The sequence below is a fragment of the Plebeiibacterium sediminum genome, assembly GCF_026013605.1.
GTDB lineage: Bacteria > Bacteroidota > Bacteroidia > Bacteroidales > Marinilabiliaceae > Saccharicrinis > Saccharicrinis sediminus.
In genome coordinates this window covers 1-24,123 of record NZ_JAPDPJ010000006.1, presented here as the reverse complement: position 1 = coordinate 24,123, position 24,123 = coordinate 1, and the positions used below count along the sequence as shown (strand labels likewise).

Sequence of the window (24,123 nt, the reverse complement as noted above, 5' to 3'; positions counted from 1 at the left end):
TTATTTGTTATGGCTACGTGCGAAAAAAGATATAATGAAATTAAATAAGATATATTTTTTACTGGTCCTGATTTTAATTTGGGGCTGTTCTACTAAGAAAAACACTTGGTTAAGTCGGAATTACCATGATCTTACGGCCCATTATAATGTTTATTTTAATGGTAATGAAAGCTTCAAGGAAGGAGTAAAGGCTATTGAAGAGGCAAATGAAGATGATTATACCCAGGTGTTAACCGTATTTCCGGATTCAAAAGATGCCAGCAAAGATGTTGCCATGAGTGAGATGGATCGGGCTATTGAAAAAGGAACTAAGTTGATAAAAAAACATTCCATCACTAAGAAACCTAAACGAAGAGATGGAGATAATACCATAAAATATCAACGGTTTATCAGTCAAAATGAATTTAATGAATGGGTTGATAATGCCTATTTGCTTATTGGAAAATCGCATTTCTACAAGCACGATTACCAGATGGCTCAGCAAAGTTTTGAGTATATGTTCAGGGAATTCAGAACAGGTCCGGAATGGTATGAAGCTGAAATATACAGTGCCAGAGCTGCTATAGAATTAGGTGATTTAGCAAAGGCTAAAATTATTTTAGATAATTATGATATTGAAGGGAAAGCCCCGGATCGTTTATACGGTCTTTTTGCTGCGGTTTATGCCGATTACTTTTTACGTCAGCAAATGTATGGTGATGCGGTTCCTTATCTTGAAAAAGCCATTGCCGGAGCATGGTCGCGTTACTACAAGTTGAGATTGAATTTTATTTTAGCTCAAACATACCATAAGCTACAAAGATATAATGATGCAAACAGAGCCTATAAAACGGTGATCAGGATGAATCCTCCTTACCAAATGGCTTTTAATGCAAAAGTAAACAGGGCAAGTGTGATGTTTGGAGAGGGAGGTTTGCCAGCTGTTCAAAAGGAAATCGCTAAACTGCTGAGGGATAAGAGAAACTCAGAATATGAGGATCAGATTTATTATGCACTGGCTATGGCCTATCTAGCAGAAAAGCAGGAAGACGAAGCAGTGGATAATTTATTGCTCTCTGTAGAGAAAAGCATTTCTAACGATTATCAAAAAGGACTTTCGTTCTATCAGTTGGCAGATATTAATTATCAAAAGCCTAAATATAAACCTGCTTATGCCTATCTGGATTCAGCACTATATAGTTTGGACGAAACCTTTTATGATTATAAGAATATCTCAGAACTGCATGATGATCTTGAAGGATTGGTTACCAGACTTAATATTGTAGAAAGAGAAGATAGTTTGCAAATGGTGGCTCGAATGAGCGAATCGCAGCGAATGGCTTTTATCGATAATTTAATTGCAAAGGAAAAAGAAAGACAGGAAGAATTAAAGAAAAAGGAAGAGCAGGGAGGTGATGATTTATACTTTACAAATATGCAAAGTAGTTCTTCCGTTTCAAACCGAAGTGGAAAGTGGTATTTCTATAATCCAAATTCAGTGGCTCTTGGTAAAAGTGAATTTGAAAGAAAGTGGGGAAGAAGAAAATTAGAGGATAACTGGCGTAGAGCCAATAAAGAAGTAGTTGTAAATGAGATCTCTGATCCAGGAAATCCGGATGATATGTTTGGAGAACCTTTTGCTGTGGGAGAAAATAATTTAGAAGCAGTAATTGACTCCGCACAGGCAAAGTCAGAAAGTTCTGATCTTTTAAGTAGAGATACTTATATCAAAGATCTTCCGTTAACAGATGAAAAGATAAAGCTGTCAAATCAAAATATTGAAGAGGCTTTAATTATGATCGGGGTGATTTATAAAGATCAAATTGAAAATATCCCTTATGCTATTGATGCATTTAAAGAGTTAATCAGAAGGTTTCCACATAGTGCTTATCTTGAAGATGCTTTAATGAATTTGTATTTGTGTTACGAGATACAAGGAGATCAATTAAATATGGCTCAAATCAGAAAGCAGATTGTGGAGCAATATCCTGATGGTGAGTTTACGGCATTCTTAAATGATCCGGACTATTTTAAAAAGCGTGAAGATAGATTACGGAAAATAGAAGCCTTATATGAGGAGGCATATGCTGCCTACTTGTTTAATAACTTTGATACTCCTGTTGAAAACTACAATAAGGCAAAAGAATTAGATGAGGAAAATGAGTTATTACCTAAGTTTAAATTTTTAACGGGCTTGTCCTATGCTAAAATGGGTAATTTAACCGGTTTTAGAAGCGAGTTAAAATCAGTTGTAGAACAATATCCGGATGCTGAAGTAACACCTTTGGCTAAGGAAATGCTGGCATTGTACGATGAGGGAAGAACTCCTGTTCAAGGGCCGGTTAGTTCAAATCTAAACGAACTTCGAAACAAAGAATTTGAATTAGAAAAACAACAAAGTGGAGTTTTAGATGCTTCAGAGAAAGCGGCTAATGCATTTGTTGCAGACCATAAGGCTGTTCACAGTCTCATTTTACTTGTTAATGCGGAGGCAGATATCAATAGATTGAGATTTAATATTGCGGATTATAATTTCTCTAAATTCTTGTTGAATGATTATGAAATGACAGATCTGAAGTTGCCTGATGGAACTCCGGTATTTGCTATAACAGGATTTAATAATCGTTTGGAAGCATTGGATTATTTTTATTCAATTCGTGAGAGAAAAGATATTTTTGAAGTGGATGGAATTGAAGATTATCAACTGTTTGTAATTACTCAGGATAATCTTAAATATTTGTTGTCTTCAGGAGATGTAAATGGCTACGTTCCATTCTTCGCAGAAAATTATTTGTCAGCTGAAGCTTTCAAAAATATTGAACAGGATAAAGTTCCGGATGTAAATAAAACAGTGGAACAAGTTCAGGAACCAGAACAAAAACTTCAGGAAAAGACTGTTGATAAAAAACAGACTGTTGAACCAGTTAAGGAAGCAATTAAACCAGTAGAGGAAACAAAAGAAAATGTTCAACAAGCTGAGAAACCTGCGGAAGTTGCTAAAGAAAGTAAGGAAGTTGTAAAACAAGAGACTGTTCCTGATGTTAAAGAAGAAGAAAAGCCGGTTGTTACTCAAGATGATAAAGTAGCTGAAGAATCAACCGAACCACAGATTATTGAAAAACAGGAAGGTACTGGTTTTGTTTTTGAAGAAGGAACGCATAGTGCACTGATTCTATTTAAAAAAGGACGTATTAATATTCAAAGAACAGGTACCATCTTTAAAAATTACTCAAAAGCTAATTTTGGAAGTCATCTGGAAACAGAATTTGGTCCTAAGGGAACAGCTTGGTTTTATATTAAAGTAGATGGTTTTGCCTCAGAAAAAGAGGCCAAGCAATATGTTGAAAAAATAAGATTGGATAGTTATTTAATGCGCGAGATTTCAAGGATGAAATATTACACCTGGGCTATTACAGAAAATAATTATCAGCGTTTAACAAATGAGGAATCGTACGAAAAGTATGAGGATTTTTATAAATTAAATTACTAGTATTTGAGCTATGATGGATGTGAAGAAAGCTAATATTCTTTGGGTTGATGATGAAATTGACTTGTTAAAGGCTCATATCTTGTATTTAAAAGAAAAAGGTTTTTTTGTTCAGACTGCAACCAATGGACAAGATGCTTTGGATATGGTCCGGGAATCGCATTTCGATTTAATTTTTTTAGACGAGAATATGCCCGGTTTAAGTGGACTGGAAGTGCTTAGTCAGTTGAAAAATATGATGCCGGAAGTTCCTGTGGTTATGATTACCAAAAGTGAAGAAGAGGATATCATGGATCAGGCAATAGGCAGTAAGATTTCAGATTATCTGATTAAACCGGTTAATCCAAATCAAATATTGTTATCCATTAAAAAGCATATCGATCAACATCGTCTTGTGGCAGAAAAAACCACCAGTAAATATCAAACTGAATTTGGAAAAATAGGACTAAAAATAAATGATTCCTACTCGTTTAATGATTGGGTAGAGGTATACAAGCAACTGGTTCATTGGGAAATTGAATTGGAAGATACAAAGGGAGAAATGGATGAGGTGCTTAAAATGCAAAAAACAGAAGCCAATCATGCATTTACAAAGTTTGTAAAAAATAACTATACCAATTGGATAGGTGGAGATGATGAGGACGCTCCTATGTTATCCAATCAAATGATGAAGCATGTAGTTCTTCCTATGATGGATAAGGGAGAAAAGGTAGTTATGCTGGTTATTGATAATTTCAGATATGATCAGTGGTTGATGATTAAGCAGGAAGTATTAAAAGACTATCGTATAGAAGAAGAAAAATTATACAGTAGTATTCTGCCAACGGCTACTCAATATGCAAGGAATAGTTTATTTTCAGGTCTGATGCCTTCTCAGATAAAAGAACTTTATCCACAGTACTGGCTCGATGATCAGGATGAGGGAAGTAAAAATCAATTTGAAGAGGAGTTGATCGGAACTTTTTTTGAGAGGTTCAGAAAGAAAGTTAAGTATTCCTATCAAAAAGTCAGCAACATGGATACCGGAAAGCAGTTGATTGACAATTATAATCAATTGCTAAATGATGATTTATCGGTGGTGGTATTTAATTTTGTCGATATGCTTTCTCATGCCCGTACAGAAAGTAAAATGATTAAAGAATTGGCAAACGATGAGTCAGCATACAGATCATTAAGTAAATCGTGGTTCTTACATTCGGTTATGAATGAGTTGTTGATTAAACTCGAATCGGAAAAGGTTAAAGTGTTAATCACAACAGATCATGGAACTATTCGTGTAAAAAATGCGGTGAAGGTGGTTGGAGATAAGAAAACCACTACCAATCTTAGGTATAAACAAGGAAAAAATTTGGCATACAATCCTAAGGAAGTCTATGAAGGAACAAAGCCTGAAGAATTAATGTTGCCAAAGGTAAATGTGTCTACCAGTTATGTATTTGCGACAAATGAAGATTTCTTTGCTTATCCAAATAATTATAACCACTATGTTAGTTATTATAAAGATACATTTCAGCATGGAGGAATTTCTCTGGAGGAAATGTTGATTCCATATGTAATTTTGTCACCAAAAGGTAATTGATTTTATTAAAATTGAAATGAAGAAGAATTTTATATTGCCAACAATAGAGCAATTAAGTGAGGTTGCTGATGCGTTTTTAAAAGCTTTTCCAGAGCCTGGAGTTTTTTGTTTTTATGGATCTATGGGTGCCGGTAAAACTACTTTTATACAAGCCTTGTGCGAAAAACTAAAAGTGGTTGATGTGGTCAATAGCCCTAGTTTTGCTATTGTTAATGAGTATAATACAGATGGAGGAGATGTTGTGTATCATTTCGATTTCTATCGTTTAAAAGAAGAGGAAGAAGCTTTTGACTTAGGCTACGAAGATTACTTCTATTCTGATAGTTACTGCTTTGTTGAATGGCCAGAAAAAATATCATCCTTATTACCTCAAAAAAGATATGATGTTACTGTAACTGTACAGGATGATATGTCACGCAGTATTGAAGTAGCACAAGTTTAAAAAAGATAATTTATAGTCCGTTTTTTAGAGATACTTATTGTTGTTATGTCTTCTTAGTACAAGGAGATCTAAATTCGTATTTTGTCTTAGTAAACAGAATTGAATCCTTAATTATAAAGGACTTCTTTAAAATTAGTGTGTCTATAAATCTATTTTTAAGAAAAAAAGTGGCATTTTTGTACGTCAAAATTTTAAGATACATATAAAAAGATTAATATATTATGCAGACCGTAGTAAGTGGAATACGACCTACAGGTAATTTACACCTGGGAAATTATTTTGGAGCAGTAAAGAATTTTTTACGAATGCAGGATGAGTACAATTGTTATTTCTTTATAGCAGATTATCATTCTTTAACCACGCATCCAACCCCGGGAGATTTGCATAATAGTGTTCGTCAGGTTTTAGCAGAATATTTAGCTTGCGGTTTAGATCCTGAAAAATCAACAATTTATATACAAAGTGATGTTCCTGAAATAGCAGAGTTAAGCTTGTTAATGAGCATGAATGCTTATTTGGGAGAGTTAGAAAGAACAACATCATTTAAAGATAAAGCACGTCAGCAACCAAATAACGTAAATGCAGGTTTGTTAACCTATCCTGTGTTAATGGCTTCCGATATTATTATTCATCAGGCAGATAAAGTTCCTGTAGGTAAAGATCAGGAGCAAAATATGGAGATGGCTCGTAAATTTGCTACACGTTTTAACCATATGTATAAGCAGGAGTATTTTAAGATACCACAATCGTTTAACTATGGTGAGGCATTGATTAAAATTCCTGGGTTAGATGGATCTGGTAAAATGGGTAAATCTGATAATAATGGAATATTCCTAGTAGAAGAGCCAAAATCTATTACTAAGAAAGTGATGCGTGCTGTGACTGATAGTGGTCCAACAGAATCAAATTCAGTAATGACAGAACCAATTCAAAACTTGTTTACCTTATTGGATGTGGTTTCAACTCCTGATACAGTTGCATATTTTAAAGATAAATTTGCGACTTGTGAAATTCGTTATGGAGATTTAAAAAAGCAATTAGCTGAAGATATTGTGAAATTTACTGCACCAATACGCGAAAAAGTAAATGAAATTAAAGCTGATGAAGCTTACTTAAGTAAAGTTGTTAAAATGGGTAGAGAAAAAGCTCAGGCTAGTGCTGCAAAAACGCTAAAAGAAGTAAGAGAAATTATTGGAATAAAGCATTTCTAGTTTAATCTGGATATACAATATTTGAGAAGAAGGTGTCTGTTTAGGCACCTTCTTTTTTTGTTTATACCTATCACATTATTGTGTAATTGTCTTGTTTCTTAAATAATTATGATAAGTAATCAGGGAAGGTGCGTATTATGTGGGAATAGTTAATGTATTGATATGTAGTCATTAATGTGTTTATTTTAAAAATGATTACAAAAAATATAGTAGTATGTATTGCATAGTACCTAATAAAAAACATATATTTGTAATACAAACAACAATGTTAAGAAAGGTATTGTGTTAAGAAACAAGTTGAAATTATCAACGGAATAAAACTTAAAGAGATGAAGTTTTCAATTAAAAAGAATTGTTTGGTCGTATCACTGTCAGTTGTAATTGTATCTGCTATGCTTGCAATTGCTCCAATTAATATTTGTGATATAAATAATTCGGATGAATTTAATTCATGCGAAACGGAAGAGCACAATGAGAATAATTCTGAGATATCATCCAAGAATGTGGGATTATCAGTTGGAAATCAATTTTTGGTAAGATTATAAAAAAGGAGGGAGAAGATAATGAAGGTTGAAAATACAAAAGCACAAATGCGAAAAGGTGTACTGGAATATTGCATCTTATCCATTTTGTCAAGAAGCGATAAGTACGCCTCAGATATTATTGCCGAATTAAAGGAGGCAAAAATGATTGTAGTTGAGGGTACTTTATATCCATTGTTAACCAGATTAAAAAATGCTGGCTTATTAGGATATAGATGGGAGGAGTCAACACAGGGACCTCCTCGTAAATACTATGAACTTACAGAAAGCGGTAAGGATTTTCTAAAAGAGTTGGATGCATCATGGCAAGAACTCGTTGATGCGGTAAAATTTATAAACAATAACTAGCAAAAGTCAATATCATGCAAAAAACAGTCAACATAAATTTGAGCGGTAGCGTTTTCTACATTGATGATGATGCTTATGCTTTGTTAAGACAATATCTTGACAAATTAGAAAACTATTTTGGTAATCAAGAAGAAGGAAAAGAAATAATCCATGATATTGAAAGTCGCATAGCGGAACTATTCAATGAAAAGCTAAACGACAAAGGTGCTGTTGTTAATATGGCAATGGTAGAAGATGTGATTGCAAAAATGGGTCAACCTGAAGACTTTGAAGAAGAAGCTTCTGAGGAGAAAGAAACAGGATCTTATAAAGAAGAAAAATATTACAAACAAAAGAAACGTTTATACCGAGATGTGGATAATCGGGTTTTAGGTGGCGTTTGTGGTGGTATTGCAGCCTACTTTAATACCGATCCAGTATTTGTAAGAGTTTTATTCGCTATACTTCCATTCCTAAGTTTTGGTATTATAATTCCTGTATATATTGTTTTATGGATCATAATTCCAGCAGCAATTACTACTGCACAAAAGTTAGAGATGAGAGGTGAGAATGTGACGATTAAAAATATTGAGAAGGCAATTCGTAACGAATATGAAGATGTAAAAGAGCATTTTTCTAAAGTTCGAGAATCTAAAATGTATCGTAAAGGTGAGTCGTGGTGGAACAGACTTACCAAAAGAGATCGAAATATTGTGATTGTAATTGCTGTTGTTGTTGGAGCAGCCTTATTGGCTAATATATTTCAAATCCATGTTTTTAACGAAAACTTTGTGTATACAACCAATTATCATAACGGCTTTTTTTTTAATGTTTTTCATGGAGGTGGAGTTATGGGATTAGCCATTATATTATTAATCATCGGATTGATATTCAGATCAATATTTAAAATTGTGATTTATTTAATAGCATTTTTATTTATAGGTGTACTCGCCATTAAAATAATAGGTTTTGTAATGGGAAGCGTTATTATGCTTTGCTGATAAAGCTTATAAAACTTATACTATATCGACTAGCCTATTGATGTGTTTTATAAAAACGATCATTGAAAATAAGATAAAATGAAGAAGACAATATATATAAATTTAAACGGTTATGCCTTTCATATTGAAGAGGATGCTTACGACAGATTAAGTCAATATCTTGATAAAATAGAGCGAAGTTTTTCAGATCCTGAGGAAGCTAAAGAAATTATTGCAGATATAGAATCGCGCATCGCTGAAATTTTTAGGAGTAGTCATCCTTCAGCTGATGAAGTGATCACATTAGCAAATGTTGAAGAAGTGATAAAAACAATGGGTGAGCCTCAGGATATTGTTGATGAGGATGAGGTAGGAAGTCAGACTAAAGAGGAAACAAAAAGAGATTCTGATTCTGGTTACAGTAAAAGGTTATACCGTGATCCGGATAACCGTGTTATCGGTGGAGTTTGTGGTGGATTAGGTGCTTATTTTAATGTGGACCCAATAGTTTTTAGAGCTATATTTTTAGTTGCATTTATTATTTATGGTTCATCATTGTTGCCTTATATCATTCTGTGGATTGTGATGCCCAAGGCTGTAACAATCAAACAGAAACTTGAAATGAAAGGACCTGCAGGATATGAAAAGTGGGAACAAAATTTGAAAAACGAATATAAAGATATCAGTGATCGTTTTACAAAATCCAGGACTTATCAAAATTTTAATAAAGATGTTTCTGAAACTTCAGATAAAATGGGATATGCTTTGCGTAAGTTTATTGGTATCATAGGTGGAGCTATTGGAATTGTTATTATGGTTAGTACTTTAGCATCTTTAGTAGCCATTATTTTAGCCTTCACAGTAGGATATACTCTCTTTGATTTCTCTAATATTGGCGATTTATATACCACTATTCCAAGTTACTTTTTATATCCACAAGAGGTTACTTTAGGAACCATATCTGTAATAATAATAGCAGGTGTGCCGTTGTTGATTCTGTTTTTAATTGGATTTAAATTGGTATTTAAATTTAAAACAAGAGTAGGTCTGGTCGCTTTAATATCTATTGTTATCTGGATTGGTGGATGGGTAATGTTGGCTTATACGTCAGCTAAAGTGGCTAAGAATTATTCAGATGTTGAGGCAAAATATACCAAAGTATTATTGGAAGAAACCAGATCACAAACAATCTATTTTAAACCGAATGAAAATACATTTACTCCGGATTATAAGGAGCGTCTGTTTGAAATAAATCGATTAGATATTTATGCTTCTGAGGAAAAAGTATATGTTGAAGGTGATCCTAAAATTGAAATAAAAAGAGGTCCTGAATTTCAGGTAACGATTAAAAAATCAGCCAGAGGTTCTGATTATTCAGAGGCACGGAAAAATTGTGATCATATAGAGTATTTCTGGATGCAAAAAGATTCTATCGTTTACATAGATCCAATTTTTACACTAACAGAAGGAGCTAAAATCCGGGATCAGAAAATTCAGGTTGTATTTACGATTCCAGAAAACTATAAAGTAGATATTGCGGATGAATTAGATTGGCATGTAAATAGCAATTTAAACTAAAACAATAACTCAATTAAAATGTAGTAATATTAACAACCTGTTAAATTAATAATTATGAGAACAATAATGAGGTTTAGTATTTTATTTGTTTTGGTAGGATTTATCCAAACATCTATATTTTCACAGGAAAACATATCCAATAAAATGTTTAGTTATTTTCGGGAATTGGATGAGGTCACTTACTTTTCGTTTTCAAAAAACTTAATTGACATTGTTGATCTGGATATTGATGCAGATGATGACGAGGCCGCAAAAAAAATTACAGGCGACTTAAACGAAATTAAGGTAGTTATCTACAAACCTGATTTTAAACCTGAAAAATCGTTTCGGGATCAAGCCATGAAGTTTCTGAATAAAGGAGATTATGATTTAGTAGAGGAAGATGATAATGACGATGATACAGAGGTGTGGATTCATAGAAAAGGTAAAAAAATATATGAATGTCATGTTATTTTTCAGGGAGAGCAAAATGGTGTTCTACTTTCTTTTTTCGGAGATTTTAATGTGAAGGATGTGAAAAAACTAAAGGAAAAAATTAATGATTATAAGTAAGTGAAATAAGATTTTTCACAAGAGGTAATTTATAGCGTAAAAAAAGGTTTGTGTGAATATGGTTTATCACACAAACCTTTTTTTATGCTATTTGTTTTTATAATAGCTATTGTGCACCATACGTTATTTCTTTTCAACGTATTGTGTCAAAAAGTTGAAAGATGTAATTTTTTTAAATTAATGTAACTGTTAGCATATATTTAAAGTATAAAGGTACAATTAACTTGTTTTAAAGAAGAATACATATAATATTAGAATATATGAAATAAGCCGTGAGAATTGCGAGATCGACTAAATCAAAAAGTTCTCAAACGTGAAAATTACTATATCTAGTAAGGTGCATGTGGCAAATAAAATCAAATCCCAACAGATGAAAAAAGGTTTACTTCAGTCAAAATTTGCACGACAGTTATTTTTGTCGGTAACCATATCAATTGCGGTTACATCCATCTTTTTAATATCAATGTCAAATAATCATATTGGTACTCTAATAAAAGATGCAACCGTACATGAGTTAACTACCGTTTCGTTTGAGCGAAGTAAGCAATTTGATGCTAAATTAGAAGAATTAAAGGTTTTAGCAGAATCATTTGCCAATGACAAATACTTATTGGATTTCTTTAAAAAAGCCAAGCAGGGTGATGTCGATGGCGAAATGAAGCAAGAAATTGAAGAGAACTTACTACAAGAACGATTATTGCAGCCTGAAATTATAGAGAACTTATTTTTCTCACTGAATGGAATTGTTTTGATTGATGGATTGAATGGAATTTCTGAAGGTTACAACTTAAAAGAAGATAAAACGACAACATGGTATAATGATACCTATCAATTAAAAGATGCTGTATTAGGGAAAATTGTAAAGTCGCCAATAACAGGACAACCAGTGGTATTAGCAAGTTTTCCAATTTTAGATGAAAACCAGGAATTGTTATCACTTTTTGCGGTTTCTATTCAGTTAAATGGTTTTTCTCAGCAAATTGTTACAAATGCATCAGGAAGGGAATATAAAACCATTGTAATTGATGAAGATGGGGCAATTATCGCATCCTCAGACACAGCCAAAATTTTTAATTTAAACATAAATACTTCAGACGAGTCTTTGGCTAACTTATTTAAAACAATTCAAAATTCTCCTAAGGGTACTGCATACTTTGAAATTGACGATACAGAATGTATTGGAGCATATAATAAAATGACCAATAACCTGGTGGCACTTTCTTACATTCCTGTTGAATCATTTCAAAAAGAGATAGACTTAAATCTGTATGTTGGAATTGTTATTGTTTTGGTAATGATTATAATTGGAAGTACATATGCTTATTTCTTTTCGCGAAGAATTACCCGACCAATTATAGCAATCAATAAGCTCATAAAAAATATGTCAAATGGTGATTTAACTCAGAAGTCGGATGTTCAGTTAAACAATGAGATCGGAGAATTATCTGAAGCATATAATCTAATGATCAGGGAATTAACCAATATTATAGCAGGTATTAAAGATAATATCTCAAATTTTAATGATGGAACAAGAGAGGTTGCCACTAATGCCCTACATATTTCAGAAGGAGCTTCAGAGCAAGCGTCATCTATAGAAGAGATTTCTTCGGTGATGGAAGAAATTACCGGAACGATTAATCAAAGTGCAGAGAATTCTGTAGTTGCCAATAAAATATCGCAGGAAGCTGCAGAAGGAATGAATAGTGTGAGAACTGATTCAGAAAAGGTGGTTGAGGCAAATAACCGAATTAAGGATAAGATTAAAATTATTACGGATATAGCAACGCAAACTAATATTCTGGCTCTTAATGCAGCAGTTGAAGCAGCAAGGGCAGGCGAGCAGGGAAGAGGTTTTGCAATTGTTGCTGCAGAAGTTCGAAAACTGGCCGAATTAAGTAATAAAGCTGCTAAAGATATTGTGGATTTAACAAGTGAGAGTTACGAGTTGTCTCTTTCTTCGTTGGAAAGAATTACAGGTTTATTGCCCGAAATAGAAAAGACTTCTAATTTGGTTCAGGAAATTTCAGCTGCTGCTCAAGAGCAAAATAATGGAATCAATCAGGTTAATTTTGCCATTAGTGAACTCAATAGTGTAACTCAACGGAATTCGGCATCGTCGGAAGAGTTGGCATCAACTTCAGATGAATTGTCATCTCAATCCAAAGAGTTGCTGCAGTCGATATTGTACTTTAAAATTAAGGAATGATATAAATGAAAAATGGGAATCTGCTCTTGGACAGGATTCCCATTAGTTTTATGTGGAAATTATTTTTTTGCTTCTAATAGCTCCTTGTTTTTATCACTCCACTTTTTGCAGGCTTCATATGTCGCTTTTGCAACAGAAGGAATGTCTTCAAAATCCATTAAAAGTCTATCCTCCACTAAATCATGCAATTCACTGGCTTGTATACCAGCTTTAAACTTTAACTTGTTTACTTCTTTTTCTAATTCTTGTATTTCTACCTGGCTCATAATTGTATGTTTTAAATTTGATAATTATAATTCAAATAATAAGCCATGATGTTTATTTTGCTGTTTTTCAGTATTTAGAGAAATGAAAACAAACAATATTGTTGTGTAAAAAGGTAAAGAACTACCTGATTGTAGGATTGAAAAATGAAAATAAAAAAAGGGTAAACGATTCAATTTACCCTTCTATATACCCCCTGATAATTCGGTTAATTGAATTTTCTTTCGATAAACGGATTGATAAAAGGTTTTTCGTCTTTATTTTCGGCGTGAAAATCCAATAGTTTATCATACATCTTTGGGTCAGCCCATTCCTCTTTAATGGCATCACTAAACTGAATATCATTTAATCCATAGTCAAACCATTTTAAATCTTCCATATAGGCTTCGGCGTAACCAGTGTCTGTTTCGTGTACTCTTACTGATTTAACACTTACATTTCCTTCTCCGTTATTAAATTGAGTAGCCTCTAAAATCTTATTAATTAAAAATAAAATGGTTAACGAAAAGCACTCAGCCGATGGAGAAACCGGCATTTCAATATATCTTTCGCTGTTGTTTTTAATAAAGGATTTAAAATCATCACTTTCCTTATTCCACATGGCATAGGCATGATCAAAACTATCTATGATATCTTTTATGGTTCCTTTTGTTAATCCAAAATCATAAATCATCTGGCCAAAGTCCAGTTTGTCAGAAGTCAAAAATACTTCTACCACATAGCTATGCCCATGTAAGGATTTTTTGCATCTGTCGCTTGAACAATCTCTGACAATATGAGCTCCTTCAAACTTAAATTTCTTTCTTATTATCATTGTTTATTTTTCTTTATTTGATTCAATTGAAATGTGGGTGTCTGTAATTTAAAAGCTTTATCAAAGTTACATACCTCTAACTTCTCTGCGTAAGTCAATATCTTTAAAATCTCCGCCATAGTATTCGCTTGAGAAAGAACCTTCATTACTCTGCGTACCTCTCAGCGATTCACAGGTATGTACTAAACCTGAGAGCTTTACATAAACAGATGCAGTTTCCGCTGCCTTACTAATCTCATCATAAATCATTTTAGTCAGGTTTTCTTGTAGGTGTCCTCTTCTGGAAACCCAGTCAACAATCCTTTGTAATTTAGAAATCCCTAAGACTTTTTCATCCGGAATATAACTTACCAAAGCATATGCACCATCTCTGAAAAGTGTACTGAATGGCGCTAAATGATGAGAGCATACAGATACAATATCAATTCTTTTAGTAATTGGAAAACGTTGTTTTTGTTCGTTCGGAAAATTGGCAATGGCAGGTCTGTCTGACCATCTTCCTGATAACAATTCAGAATCATCATTAAGGCTATTACCAGTATACATTTTTGTAATACGATACGGAGTTCCTTTTTCACCTCCAACATTAGGATCATTCATGTCAACTTTCATGGCTTTAAAGGCCTGAACAAAATGATACTCCGTAATGATTCTCATGATGTAATGAGCTTGCTCCGAAACCCCTCCGACACTTTCCACATTGTCAGATATTTTAAAATCCTTTAGGTTATTATATTCATTCCAGTAAACTAAAAAGTTCTCTTTAGGATACTGTTTATTAAACTGATCTCTAACAAAATCTTTTAAGTAATCAAAAGGACCTTCTACTTCAGGTTTGCAACCATAATATTTATAGGTGTCTGCTAATCGTTTATTTTTTTTGATAGCAATATTTATATCTACATCCTTCATAATCTTCAGTTTTATGCATTCTTATAGTACAACATACATTTATCTGGTATTGTTTAAGATATTGGTTTAATAAATTAAACACGACTGATTGAATTATCCTTTTAATATAGTAGGTGTATAGGATTAAGAGATGCAAAGTTGTATGGTTCAAAGAAGAAATGTAGAAAAGAACAGACCGAGTGGTCCGGACCATATGATCTCGCTATCATTAAAAAAGAAGGCAGGTACCTATAAAAATTATACCAGCCAGAATTTATAATTAGAAAGAAATCTTATCATTAATCTTCATGGGCTTTCCACTTTTCTTTTCCAAAACGAGATGTTAAGATAGTAATGATTTCATTTGCAGAATATTCTATCGGTTTATTGGTGATATTTAAAACTTTAAAACCTCCTTTTTTAAATAGATTGGCAGCAAAATCCAATTCCATTCTAACTTTTCTTCTGTCAATATAATCGGTATTTGGATCCATATGAATTCTGGAAACTCTGCTACTTCGCTGTGCAATTAAGTAGGCCATTGAAATCGTTAATCCAAAAACACGGTTTGGATCAATCTGAAAAAGTGTATCAGGTATAGGCGTACCAGGAACAATGGGTACATTGGCAACCTTCCAGCCAAACATGGCGAGGTAAATGCTTAATGGAGTTTTTCCGGTTCTTGAAACACCTGCTAAAACGATATCTGCAGTTGCAATTTTTTCAGCATGCTGGCCATCATCATGTTGCATTGTAAATTCTATGGCTCTGACTCTTCGGTAGTATTCCATATCTCGTAATCGGTGCAAACCAGGTTGTTCAACAGGCTTCATGTCTAAAACAGTATCCAGATAATCTGACATGTTACCAACAAGATCAAAATGTCTGATTTCCTTTTTCTCACAAGCATCAACCAATTTTCTGCGTGCAATGTGATCTACCATTGTATGCGCAATTACACCATTGTTGGCTACAACCTTATCGGTAATCGTGTCAATTTGTTCCTGAGTAGAAACTTCAGGTTCTATAATTACAGGAATTTTATGATTGGGATATTGTATAAGCATTGATTCAACCAGGGTATGTCCGGCCACTCCTTTACCTCCGGATACCACATAAATAGGAGGCATATTAGAATTTTGTTCCATAATAGTAGATTTTTGCTTTAAGATAATAAAAAGTAGGATTTTGATTAATATTCAAACAGATTTTGTTATGGGAATTTATGCTGGCATTTTCATTTTTTTAATAGTCACAATAAGTATTCTTTCCCATAAGAACCTTTTATTTGTCAATCGGTTTATATAACATTAAAACATTACCTATTATTTAAATGCAAAGTTTCAGCCAATTGGTTCTGAAGTATTTTAAATCAAAATACTTACAGAATATTTTATATGCTCTTTTTGTGGTTTTTGCCCTTGCAATAATGTATAAATATGGTTTTTATGACGAAAGGAGTTCTGGAAAAGGAGCACCTAAATCAGTTAGGGGAGAATTAATACTAAAAGAGCACGACTTTGATCATTCAGAATTATTTCAGCTGCAAGGCGAATTCTCTTTTTATTGGAATAAACTCTATTCAAAAGAAGATATTAATGCTCTTGAAGAAAAGCCGGTTTTTGTAACATTACCATCCGTGTGGAATGATAAAACTATTTATTCCGATGATATTACTGCAGAAGGATTTGCTACGTATTATTTAACAATAAAAGTACCTGATGATGGTTTTTATGGCATAAGAGTAAAGGAATTGGATTGTGCATATAAACTAATGGTAAATGGAGAAATTATTGAAGTAGGGAAGGTAGGCACTTCAACAGAAACAACCGTTCCTTCCTGGAAACGTCAGGAAATATATTTCTACTCTCACAATAAAAAGATTGATGTTGTTTTACAAATATCAAATTTTCATCATAGAAAAGGAGGGCCGGAAGATGTAATGTTATTTGGCAAAGCGAGTGATGTTAGAGCATACATTCTTAGGCAATTAAGTTTATCCATTTTTTTACTTGCGGTATTTTGCGCTCTGGCTGGATACTTTTTGCACATTTATATTGTTGGTCGAAGAGATGTTTCAATTATACTATTCAGTCTGTTGTCAATGTTTGGGGTTCTTCGATTGGCAACAACAGGCGAGAAGCTGTTGTTATGGGTTTTTCCATCAATGAGTTGGGAATTTGCCTTGCGTATTGAATATCTTGCCTTTATAGTTATTACCGGTTTGTTTTTTAGTTTTTTACGGACCTTCTATTCAAAAATATTTACTAAAAAGATGGAGTTCGCAGTATGGCTGGTTATCGCTATAAGTGTTGTGCCAGTGCTATTTATGTCTCCATTTGTATTTACTTATATACCTTTATATTATCAATTTTTTGCTTTTATAGTAAGTAGCTATATGCTTTATGGTGTGTTTATGGCATTACTTAAAAAGCTAGCGTTTTCGGGAGTGTTTTTTGTAGGAATCTTCTTTTTTTATGCGTCATTTATTAATGATATATTGTACTTTAATAAAATGATTGATTCCGGCTTTCTGTTGCCTTACGGATTATTCTTTATTTTCTTTTCCTTTTCTTTTGTAATGGCTAAAAAATTAACCCATTCCTTTTTAGAGGTGGATTTGTTAAGTACGGCTTTGAAAAAGCATACCATGCAGTTGGAACAGGAAGTAAATGTGCGTACGCAAGAAATCAGACTTCAAAAGGATTCGATTGAAAAACAGGCTTTTGATCTTGAAAAAGTAAATAAAAAACTGATAGAATTAAACAGGTTTAGAGATGGAATGACCGGTATGATTGTTCATGATTTAAAGAATCCATTAAATTCTATTATTAACCTTTCGCAAATGCATGATATGCCCGACAGAGATAAGTTAATTTGGCAGGCCGGTATTGAAATGCATAACATGGTATTAAATATTTTAGATGTTAATAAGGCTGAGGAAGTTGGTTTTTCAATTAACCGACAATTTTTAAATTTAAATGATGCGATAACATCTGCAATTCATGATGTAAGTGTAAATGTTATGCTTAAAGGTATTTGTATAGAAAGGATTGAACCTGCGCAATTTAACACCTTTGGCGATTTTGATATCATAAAAAGAATATTGGTAAATATTCTGATCAACGCCATTAGGTTTTCACCAACTAATGGTAAAATTTTTATCACATTAGAAAAAGATGGTGAGCATATGGTAATTTGTAAAATTAAAGATCAGGGACCTGGTATAACAAAAGAGATGCAATCAAAAATATTTGACCGATATAAGAGTGGTGATCAGGCTGATCAGAGTTTGCGATCTACAGGACTAGGACTTGCTTTTTGTAAACTGGCTATTGAAGCTCATGGAGGAAGCATTGCAGTGCATTCTAACTTTGGTGATGGTGCTGAATTTCAAATTCTGATACCCGTGGAATCTTGTTCCTTTATAAATAAGGAGCGGATAAAAAACGAAGATGAAGATCAGTCTGTTAAACACAGTAAGCTGAGTTTGCAAAGTAAAAATTTGATAGTACCATATTTATCTGAACTTAAAGAAAAAGAGGTTTTTGAAGTTACAGATATCAATAAAATCCTTGGCATGATAGGAGCTTTAAATATTGAAGAAGGCCATTGTTTAATAGAACGAATAAATGAGGCCGTATTTAGTTGTAATCAGGAAAGATATATTGAAACGATCAATCGTATATTGAGCTAGTGTTTATGAAAAAGGGATGTGGATGGCCTCTAAAAGTGCCGGATTAACACAAGAAAATGCTATTTTTGAAATAAAAAGCGGGATATGTCTAATTTTAAAATACTTATTGTTGATGATACTATAGGGAATTTAAAACTCATGGTTTCGATATTTGAAAAATACGAGCCTGAGTATAAGATATATCAAACGAATAATCCTCAAATGGCCTTGTCTATTGCCATTAAAACAGAGCCGGATTTAATTATTACAGATTGGAATATGCCATCTATTTCTGGCATTGATTTGATCAAAATTTTAAAAAAAGAGGACTTACTTAAGGATACGCCCATAATTATGGCAACAGGAGTGATGCTTTCTTCAGAAGATTTGCAAACAGCTCTATCTGCCGGAGCTACAGATTATATCCGAAAACCACTTGATCCGGTGGAGTTAATTGCTCGCTGCAAGTCAGCCCTGCTAATTTCATCCTATTATACAGAGCTGGTAGAACAAAAAAATAAGGACTTAGCCGAAAGTTCATTACATCTGATAAAGGCACAACGTTTTAATCGTACTTTTGCTTCAGAGATTGAAAAATTAAAAGGAATTATCTTATCCCACCCTGATAAGGCGGTTGAAAAATTGGAGAATATTAAATCTGAATTGCTGCAAGAGGTTGAAGAAGAAGGTTGGTATCGGTTTAACATTTCCTTTTCACAAGTACATGCCAACTTCCATAAAAAAATCACCGAGGAGCATCCCACAATTACACCTGCAGAACTGAAGTTATGTACCTTTATTAAACTTGGTATGGCAAATAAAGAAATAGCTACTGTTTTAAATCAAACTGCCGACAGTATAAAAACTTCAAGATATCGCTTGCGCAAAAAACTTAATCTGGAAGGAGTTAATCTTGAAACCTACTTAACGAGCTTTTAAAGAAAAACAAAGCTTCCTTTTTTGCCCTATTATCTGGTAATCTATTCTTTCCAACTACCATTGTTTACTTTTTGCTTACTGTAAAAATATTACGCATTCTAATAGCCTCATTATATTCGCAAACGCTTTAGTATGTATTAAAGTACCTCGTAAAAACTGGACTGAGTAAAATGAAAATTTAGGAAAAATAGCACTGGATTTAAGGAGTTATCCACCCTTATAATTTTCGATTTAAAAGGTTCTTAGTTCCATTAGTCAAGATAAACGTAAAGTTTATCAGTTTTATTAATCAATCTATCATGTTAGAGAAACTGTGAAATGATAATAGCGTATTGTGAATTTAAAAAGGTAAAGGAGTACCAAAAGACACAAAACTCTTTTATTGAAATTGAAAATAGAGAATGATTAAAAGAATAGAACATATGAATTATAAAAAATTAACGAGAACATTTTTTCGACTAGTATGTTTGGATTCGTTGGTAACATATTCTGCAGTGAATTTTAGTATTAGGAATAAAAAAGAATGAGAAAAGGATAGGAGAGGGGTAATTGTCAACAATACGCTGCTTAGAATAAAGTATTGTGCAGTAGAATCTTAATGTGTCAATTTAAACCATCTATAATCTCAATACATAGATTTAGAATTACTTGAGAAAACAAAAACAATTATAATATGCGAAAAATTTTACTATTGAGCTTTGCGCTCTTGAGCTTTCTTGTGAAAGCTCAGGAGGGAACAAAGCAATTAATGCCCAGTGCAACAGATCGATTGCGAATACAAATGCCTACCTACAGTAATACCGAAAGTAGGATTTATATTTATTTAAATGCAGGTGAAAAGCTCCATTTGGGTATGAGAGTCACTAGTACAACTGCAAACTATCAGTTATATGATCCTTCAGGAAACATTGTGATATCAGAAACACCTACGCCAACTACAGGTGTTGGATATATTGCCAGTTATCAAGAGGCAGTTAATGGTCCGGAGGGTGTTTACTTAAATGGAACGCAAACCTCAACTGCTGATGGATATACACCTATTGTATATACTGCAACAACTACCGGTAATCATTATATAGGTTTTAGCAGTAACATTTATCTTAACTACTTTGATGTTACAGTAACCGATGCCAGTGATAATATCATTGTAAATGCTGATCAACCCAATAAATCAGCAGGTAGGTTGTGGTCTTATAAATGGAACTTTAGTACAACAAGTTTTACGCAATATCCTGTAAATGCTGATTTTTATGTATTTACATCGGATGAGTTTGTAAATAAAGTAAAGTATAAAATGTATCCAAATGTTTTTTCTTTTGCTGTAAACTCCTATGGTATTAATGATAGCAAGGCAAACCCTATTGAAAAAGCACAAAGTGTTACAGGAAGTAGGAATAATATTGGAGAATATAAGATTTTCTTAAATGATCCTGATCATGTAGCCTTTACAGGAACTTCTTTACCACCACCAATGTTGAAAGTGTGGTTAGAGGATACAAAAATCTATGATTATGATTATGATAGAGAACCACAGTTATTAAATATTAATGCGGGAACAGTTACTTTAGAAAAGAATGGCGCAACTTGTACCTATGGAAGTAAAACACTGTTTAAAATTGAAACAAATATTTCAGGATTTACCACGATACTTTTAGATTTAAATAACGATGGAGTTTATACAGCGGGAAGTGTTGATAGATACCTTAACGTAGATTTAAATGTAGGTACCAACTATGTAATATGGGACTTTAAAGATGATTCAGGTAATGATGTAAGTGATGGATTAGTTAATGCCTCTGCTACCTTTTTAGGTCGGGGCCCTGCTCACTTTCCAATTTATGATGCAGAGGCTTTAAGTGGAATTGAAACAGCCTCTGTAAGGCCATTTAATAAGTTAGGGCCTACCCTGTATTGGGATGATTCAAATATTTCAGCAATCAGTGAGTGGGGTGATAATACGGGTAAAATGGACGAAACTGTTATTACCCAGCTTAAGATTAACGCCGGTATTGAACGGATTTGGACTTATTTTGGGAATAATGGTGGATTTAATAATGGTAATACCAACACAATGAACTCATGGTTTAATGCTATTGATCTGGGTTTGCCAAGTATTCCTATTAATATCTCAACCAACCCTTCAAAATGTGAAAATGGTGATGCTCCTATAGTTGCAGATATTTATAAGCAGACTCCAATAAATACAAATCTGACTTTTAGTGCAACAGACTTCGAGAATAAATTTTTTGATATCTCACAATCTCTGAATAAAATTCAGATTCTGTCATTGCCAAATCCTGCGCATGGCATTTTAAAATTATCAGGTGTCAATGTTGCTGTGAACGATGAGATTCTACAATCTGATATTTCTAATCTGGTATTTATTCCGACCACTGATTGGGGGGGAGAAGCCAGTTTTGAATATAATGCCAGCAACGGAACTTATTATTCAAACGAATCTGACTTTGTTTATGTGGAGGTTAACACAGATCCCGTTATTTCTGACATTGCCGATCAATCCATTTGTGCCAATGCAGATTTAACAGATTTGCCGTTTACAGTTAGTGATACAGAAACTGATGCAAATGATATAGAGGTAATCGCATATTCTCATAATACAGAAATTGTATCAAACCAGAATATTACAGTTGGAGGTTCAGGTTCAAACCGAACAATCTCTATAACACCTAATACTGATGCAGCTGGTTCTGCAATTGTATATGTTAAAGCTGATGATGGTTATTCTGAAGTTATTAAAAGCTTTACACTTTATATTGGTCCTTCAATTGAAGTGATGGGTGATACAACAATCTGTAGTGGTAATGATTTGAATTTATCTGCAGAAGAACCAGGAGCGACTTATTTATGGACCGATCCTAATGGTGCAACATATTCTACTCAGGATTTAAGTATATCGAGTGGTAGTGTAAGTTATGGAACTTATTCTTTAACAGTAACCAAAGGTGGGTGTGTGCATTCGGATGATTTTGAGGTTTCACAATCTCCTCTGGTAACATTTACAGGTGAAACAACTGCATGTGCAGGAGATGAAATTTCATTGAGTGCGACAGAAACAGTAGCAACATCTTATACCTGGACCAATGGATCTCTTATATATAATACTAAAATTTTAAAAGATGATGTAAGTACTTTGGCATCCGGCAATTGGACCTTAAAGATAACAAAAGAAGGATGTACAAATACTTCTGAACCATTTGCAATATCATCAAATAATGCTCCGGCAGTAAAAACTACAACAGGAAGTACTGTTGAAGCTGGAGATAATGGTGTGGTAACAATAACTTCAAGTGAAAGCAGTATTGTTTATAAAGCCTATATTAATGGAACTGAAGTAGGAAGTGCAATTGGAGATGGAAACGATTTGTCAATTAGTATTTTACCAAGTAAATTGTTAATTGGTTCAAATACAGTTTCAATAATTGCTAGTGAAGGTGGTTGTGAAACTCCTCTTTCTGATGTTACAATTACAGTAAATCAACCTAAAATATCTGTTGGTGATGTTTCTGTTAATGAAGGAAATTCAGGAACTAAAAATATGCAGTTTGTTGTGTCGCTGAGTTATTATAGCCAAAGTGATATTACTGTGGATTATAGTACTCAGGATAATTCTGCAACTGTTGCAAACGGTGATTATCAGGCACTAAGTACAGGTACTATTACTTTTGAATCCGGAGAAACATCTAAAACGATCAATGTTACTATAAATGGTGATAAAACAGCCGAACTTGATGAAGCTTTATATCTTAATTTATCTAATGCAGTAAATGCTGTAATTGAAGATGCTTTAGGTGTTGGAACAATAAGTAATGATGATAATGCTCCTATACTAACAGCATCAGACAAAAGTGTAGCTGAAGGGACTACTGCAGTAGAAACAGTAAGTGCAACAGATGCCGATGCAGGAGATAGTAAAACATACTCAATTAGTGGAACCGATGCAAGTTTCTTTACAATCGGAGCAACTTCAGGTGTGCTGACATTTAAAACTGCACCAGATTATGAGAATGCAGCGGATGCTAATACAGATAATGTTTATGTATTGAATATAACCGTAACAGATGGTGGATCAAATACTGATACGGAGACTATTAATGTAACTGTAACAAACGTGAATGACAACAGTCCTGTAATTTCAAATGCCTCAGCAACAATTGCAGAAAATGCATCAAACAATAGTGCAGTGGTAAATATTGATGATGACAACACGTCTTCAGACCTGGATGCGGATGGAGAGACCATCAGCTACTCAATTACAGCAGGAAATGGCGATGGCATTTTTGGAATCAATTCATCGACAGGAGCTATCACAGTAGTTAATAACAGCAAGTTAGATTATGAATCAACAACTTCATATAGTTTAACTGTACAGGCTACAGATGGAACAAACACTGATAATGCAACTGTTTCCATTAGTGTATCGAATGTGAATGACAATAGTCCTGTAATTTCAAATGCCTCAGCAACGATAGCAGAAAATGCATCGAACAATAGTGCTGTAGTAAATATTGATGATGACAACACGTCTTCAGACCTGGATGCCGATGGCGAGACCATCAGCTACTCAATCACCGCAGGAAATGGGGATGGTATCTTTGGAATCAATTCATCTACAGGAGCCATCACAGTAGTAAACAA

At 33.6% G+C, this 24,123-nt stretch carries 17 protein-coding genes; 13 read left to right on the top strand and 4 right to left on the bottom strand.

All coding sequences use genetic code 11. The annotated features are described in order from the left end of the window. The first annotated feature begins 34 nt into the window (after positions 1–34). The 10 genes from porW (at position 35) to OM075_RS04645 (ending at position 12,883) form a co-directional block, all read left to right on the top strand. Positions 35–3,469: a type IX secretion system periplasmic lipoprotein PorW/SprE gene (gene porW, locus OM075_RS04690; RefSeq protein ID WP_301189320.1), complete on the top strand. Its 3,435-nt coding sequence runs from the start codon at positions 35–37 to the stop codon at positions 3,467–3,469. A 13-nt stretch (positions 3,470–3,482) separates the two neighbouring features. Then, entirely contained in the window at positions 3,483–5,045 is a 1,563-nt protein-coding gene (gene porX, locus OM075_RS04685) for a T9SS response regulator signal transducer PorX (protein WP_363321531.1), read from the top strand. A gap of 16 nt (positions 5,046–5,061) precedes the next feature. Continuing rightward, the gene (gene tsaE / locus OM075_RS04680) at positions 5,062–5,487 is read left to right on the top strand and encodes a tRNA (adenosine(37)-N6)-threonylcarbamoyltransferase complex ATPase subunit type 1 TsaE (RefSeq protein WP_301189318.1); all 426 of its coding nucleotides are present in this window, start codon (positions 5,062–5,064) and stop codon (positions 5,485–5,487) included. A gap of 221 nt (positions 5,488–5,708) precedes the next feature. After that, positions 5,709–6,698 carry a tryptophan--tRNA ligase gene (trpS, locus tag OM075_RS04675; protein ID WP_301189317.1) on the top strand — a complete coding sequence of 330 codons (990 nt, stop codon included), beginning with the start codon at positions 5,709–5,711 and terminating at the stop codon, positions 6,696–6,698. A 329-nt stretch (positions 6,699–7,027) separates the two neighbouring features. Continuing rightward, positions 7,028–7,243 (top strand): hypothetical protein, encoded by a 216-nt coding sequence (locus OM075_RS04670; protein WP_301189316.1) that lies wholly within the window; start codon positions 7,028–7,030, stop codon positions 7,241–7,243. Between the two features lie 18 nt (positions 7,244–7,261). Next, a complete protein-coding gene (locus OM075_RS04665; protein ID WP_363321528.1) occupies positions 7,262–7,588 on the top strand; it encodes a PadR family transcriptional regulator in 327 nt (108 codons plus the stop codon). Positions 7,589–7,602: 14 nt separating this feature from the next. Further along, the gene (locus tag OM075_RS04660; RefSeq protein WP_301189315.1) at positions 7,603–8,568 is read left to right on the top strand and encodes a PspC domain-containing protein; all 966 of its coding nucleotides are present in this window, start codon (positions 7,603–7,605) and stop codon (positions 8,566–8,568) included. Positions 8,569–8,646: 78 nt separating this feature from the next. Next, the gene (locus OM075_RS04655; protein WP_301189314.1) at positions 8,647–10,125 is read left to right on the top strand and encodes a PspC domain-containing protein; all 1,479 of its coding nucleotides are present in this window, start codon (positions 8,647–8,649) and stop codon (positions 10,123–10,125) included. A 54-nt stretch (positions 10,126–10,179) separates the two neighbouring features. Next, positions 10,180–10,677 (top strand): DUF4252 domain-containing protein, encoded by a 498-nt coding sequence (locus tag OM075_RS04650; protein ID WP_301189313.1) that lies wholly within the window; start codon positions 10,180–10,182, stop codon positions 10,675–10,677. A 370-nt stretch (positions 10,678–11,047) separates the two neighbouring features. After that, entirely contained in the window at positions 11,048–12,883 is a 1,836-nt protein-coding gene (locus OM075_RS04645) for a methyl-accepting chemotaxis protein (protein WP_301189312.1), read from the top strand. A 59-nt stretch (positions 12,884–12,942) separates the two neighbouring features. On the opposite strand, the gene OM075_RS04640 is transcribed toward OM075_RS04645, so the two are convergent. The 4 genes from OM075_RS04640 to OM075_RS04625 all read right to left on the bottom strand — a co-directional run bounded on the left by OM075_RS04640 (position 12,943) and on the right by OM075_RS04625 (position 16,000). After that, positions 12,943–13,149 carry a CCE_0567 family metalloprotein gene (locus tag OM075_RS04640; protein ID WP_301189311.1) on the bottom strand — a complete coding sequence of 69 codons (207 nt, stop codon included), beginning with the start codon at positions 13,147–13,149 and terminating at the stop codon, positions 12,943–12,945. A gap of 206 nt (positions 13,150–13,355) precedes the next feature. Beyond that, a complete protein-coding gene (locus tag OM075_RS04635; protein WP_301189310.1) occupies positions 13,356–13,961 on the bottom strand; it encodes a 6-pyruvoyl trahydropterin synthase family protein in 606 nt (201 codons plus the stop codon). A 66-nt stretch (positions 13,962–14,027) separates the two neighbouring features. Beyond that, entirely contained in the window at positions 14,028–14,873 is an 846-nt protein-coding gene (locus OM075_RS04630) for a GTP cyclohydrolase I (protein WP_301189309.1), read from the bottom strand. Positions 14,874–15,151: 278 nt separating this feature from the next. Next, the gene (locus OM075_RS04625) at positions 15,152–16,000 is read right to left on the bottom strand and encodes a pyruvate, water dikinase regulatory protein (RefSeq protein WP_301189308.1); all 849 of its coding nucleotides are present in this window, start codon (positions 15,998–16,000) and stop codon (positions 15,152–15,154) included. Positions 16,001–16,185: 185 nt separating this feature from the next. Between OM075_RS04625 and OM075_RS04620 the strand changes: the two genes are divergently transcribed. The 3 genes from OM075_RS04620 to OM075_RS04610 all read left to right on the top strand — a co-directional run. Beyond that, on the top strand, positions 16,186–18,549 hold the full coding sequence (locus OM075_RS04620) for a sensor histidine kinase (protein ID WP_301189307.1): 2,364 nt from the start codon (positions 16,186–16,188) through the stop codon (positions 18,547–18,549). Between the two features lie 84 nt (positions 18,550–18,633). After that, the gene (locus OM075_RS04615; RefSeq protein WP_301189306.1) at positions 18,634–19,467 is read left to right on the top strand and encodes a response regulator; all 834 of its coding nucleotides are present in this window, start codon (positions 18,634–18,636) and stop codon (positions 19,465–19,467) included. 673 nt (positions 19,468–20,140) lie between these two features. Beyond that, on the top strand, positions 20,141–24,123 hold a 3,983-nt coding region (locus OM075_RS04610; protein WP_301189305.1), incomplete at its 3' end, for a cadherin domain-containing protein.

Excerpts from the sequence above, each read along its gene's own strand:
- OM075_RS04640 (WP_301189311.1), bottom strand. The coding sequence starts at position 13,149 with ATGAGCCAGGTAGAAATACAAGAATTAGAAAAAGAAGTAAACAAGTTA.
- OM075_RS04615 (WP_301189306.1), top strand. The coding sequence starts at position 18,634 with ATGTCTAATTTTAAAATACTTATTGTTGATGATACTATAGGGAATTTA.
- OM075_RS04625 (WP_301189308.1), bottom strand. The coding sequence starts at position 16,000 with ATGGAACAAAATTCTAATATGCCTCCTATTTATGTGGTATCCGGAGGT.
- OM075_RS04665 (WP_363321528.1), top strand. The coding sequence starts at position 7,262 with ATGAAGGTTGAAAATACAAAAGCACAAATGCGAAAAGGTGTACTGGAA.
- OM075_RS04660 (WP_301189315.1), top strand. The coding sequence starts at position 7,603 with ATGCAAAAAACAGTCAACATAAATTTGAGCGGTAGCGTTTTCTACATT.
- OM075_RS04630 (WP_301189309.1), bottom strand. The coding sequence starts at position 14,873 with ATGAAGGATGTAGATATAAATATTGCTATCAAAAAAAATAAACGATTA.
- OM075_RS04645 (WP_301189312.1), top strand. The coding sequence starts at position 11,048 with ATGAAAAAAGGTTTACTTCAGTCAAAATTTGCACGACAGTTATTTTTG.
- OM075_RS04655 (WP_301189314.1), top strand. The coding sequence starts at position 8,647 with ATGAAGAAGACAATATATATAAATTTAAACGGTTATGCCTTTCATATT.
- trpS (WP_301189317.1), top strand. The coding sequence starts at position 5,709 with ATGCAGACCGTAGTAAGTGGAATACGACCTACAGGTAATTTACACCTG.
- porW (WP_301189320.1), top strand. The coding sequence starts at position 35 with ATGAAATTAAATAAGATATATTTTTTACTGGTCCTGATTTTAATTTGG.
- OM075_RS04650 (WP_301189313.1), top strand. The coding sequence starts at position 10,180 with ATGAGAACAATAATGAGGTTTAGTATTTTATTTGTTTTGGTAGGATTT.
- OM075_RS04670 (WP_301189316.1), top strand. The coding sequence starts at position 7,028 with ATGAAGTTTTCAATTAAAAAGAATTGTTTGGTCGTATCACTGTCAGTT.
- tsaE (WP_301189318.1), top strand. The coding sequence starts at position 5,062 with ATGAAGAAGAATTTTATATTGCCAACAATAGAGCAATTAAGTGAGGTT.
- OM075_RS04635 (WP_301189310.1), bottom strand. The coding sequence starts at position 13,961 with ATGATAATAAGAAAGAAATTTAAGTTTGAAGGAGCTCATATTGTCAGA.
- OM075_RS04620 (WP_301189307.1), top strand. The coding sequence starts at position 16,186 with ATGCAAAGTTTCAGCCAATTGGTTCTGAAGTATTTTAAATCAAAATAC.
- porX (WP_363321531.1), top strand. The coding sequence starts at position 3,483 with ATGGATGTGAAGAAAGCTAATATTCTTTGGGTTGATGATGAAATTGAC.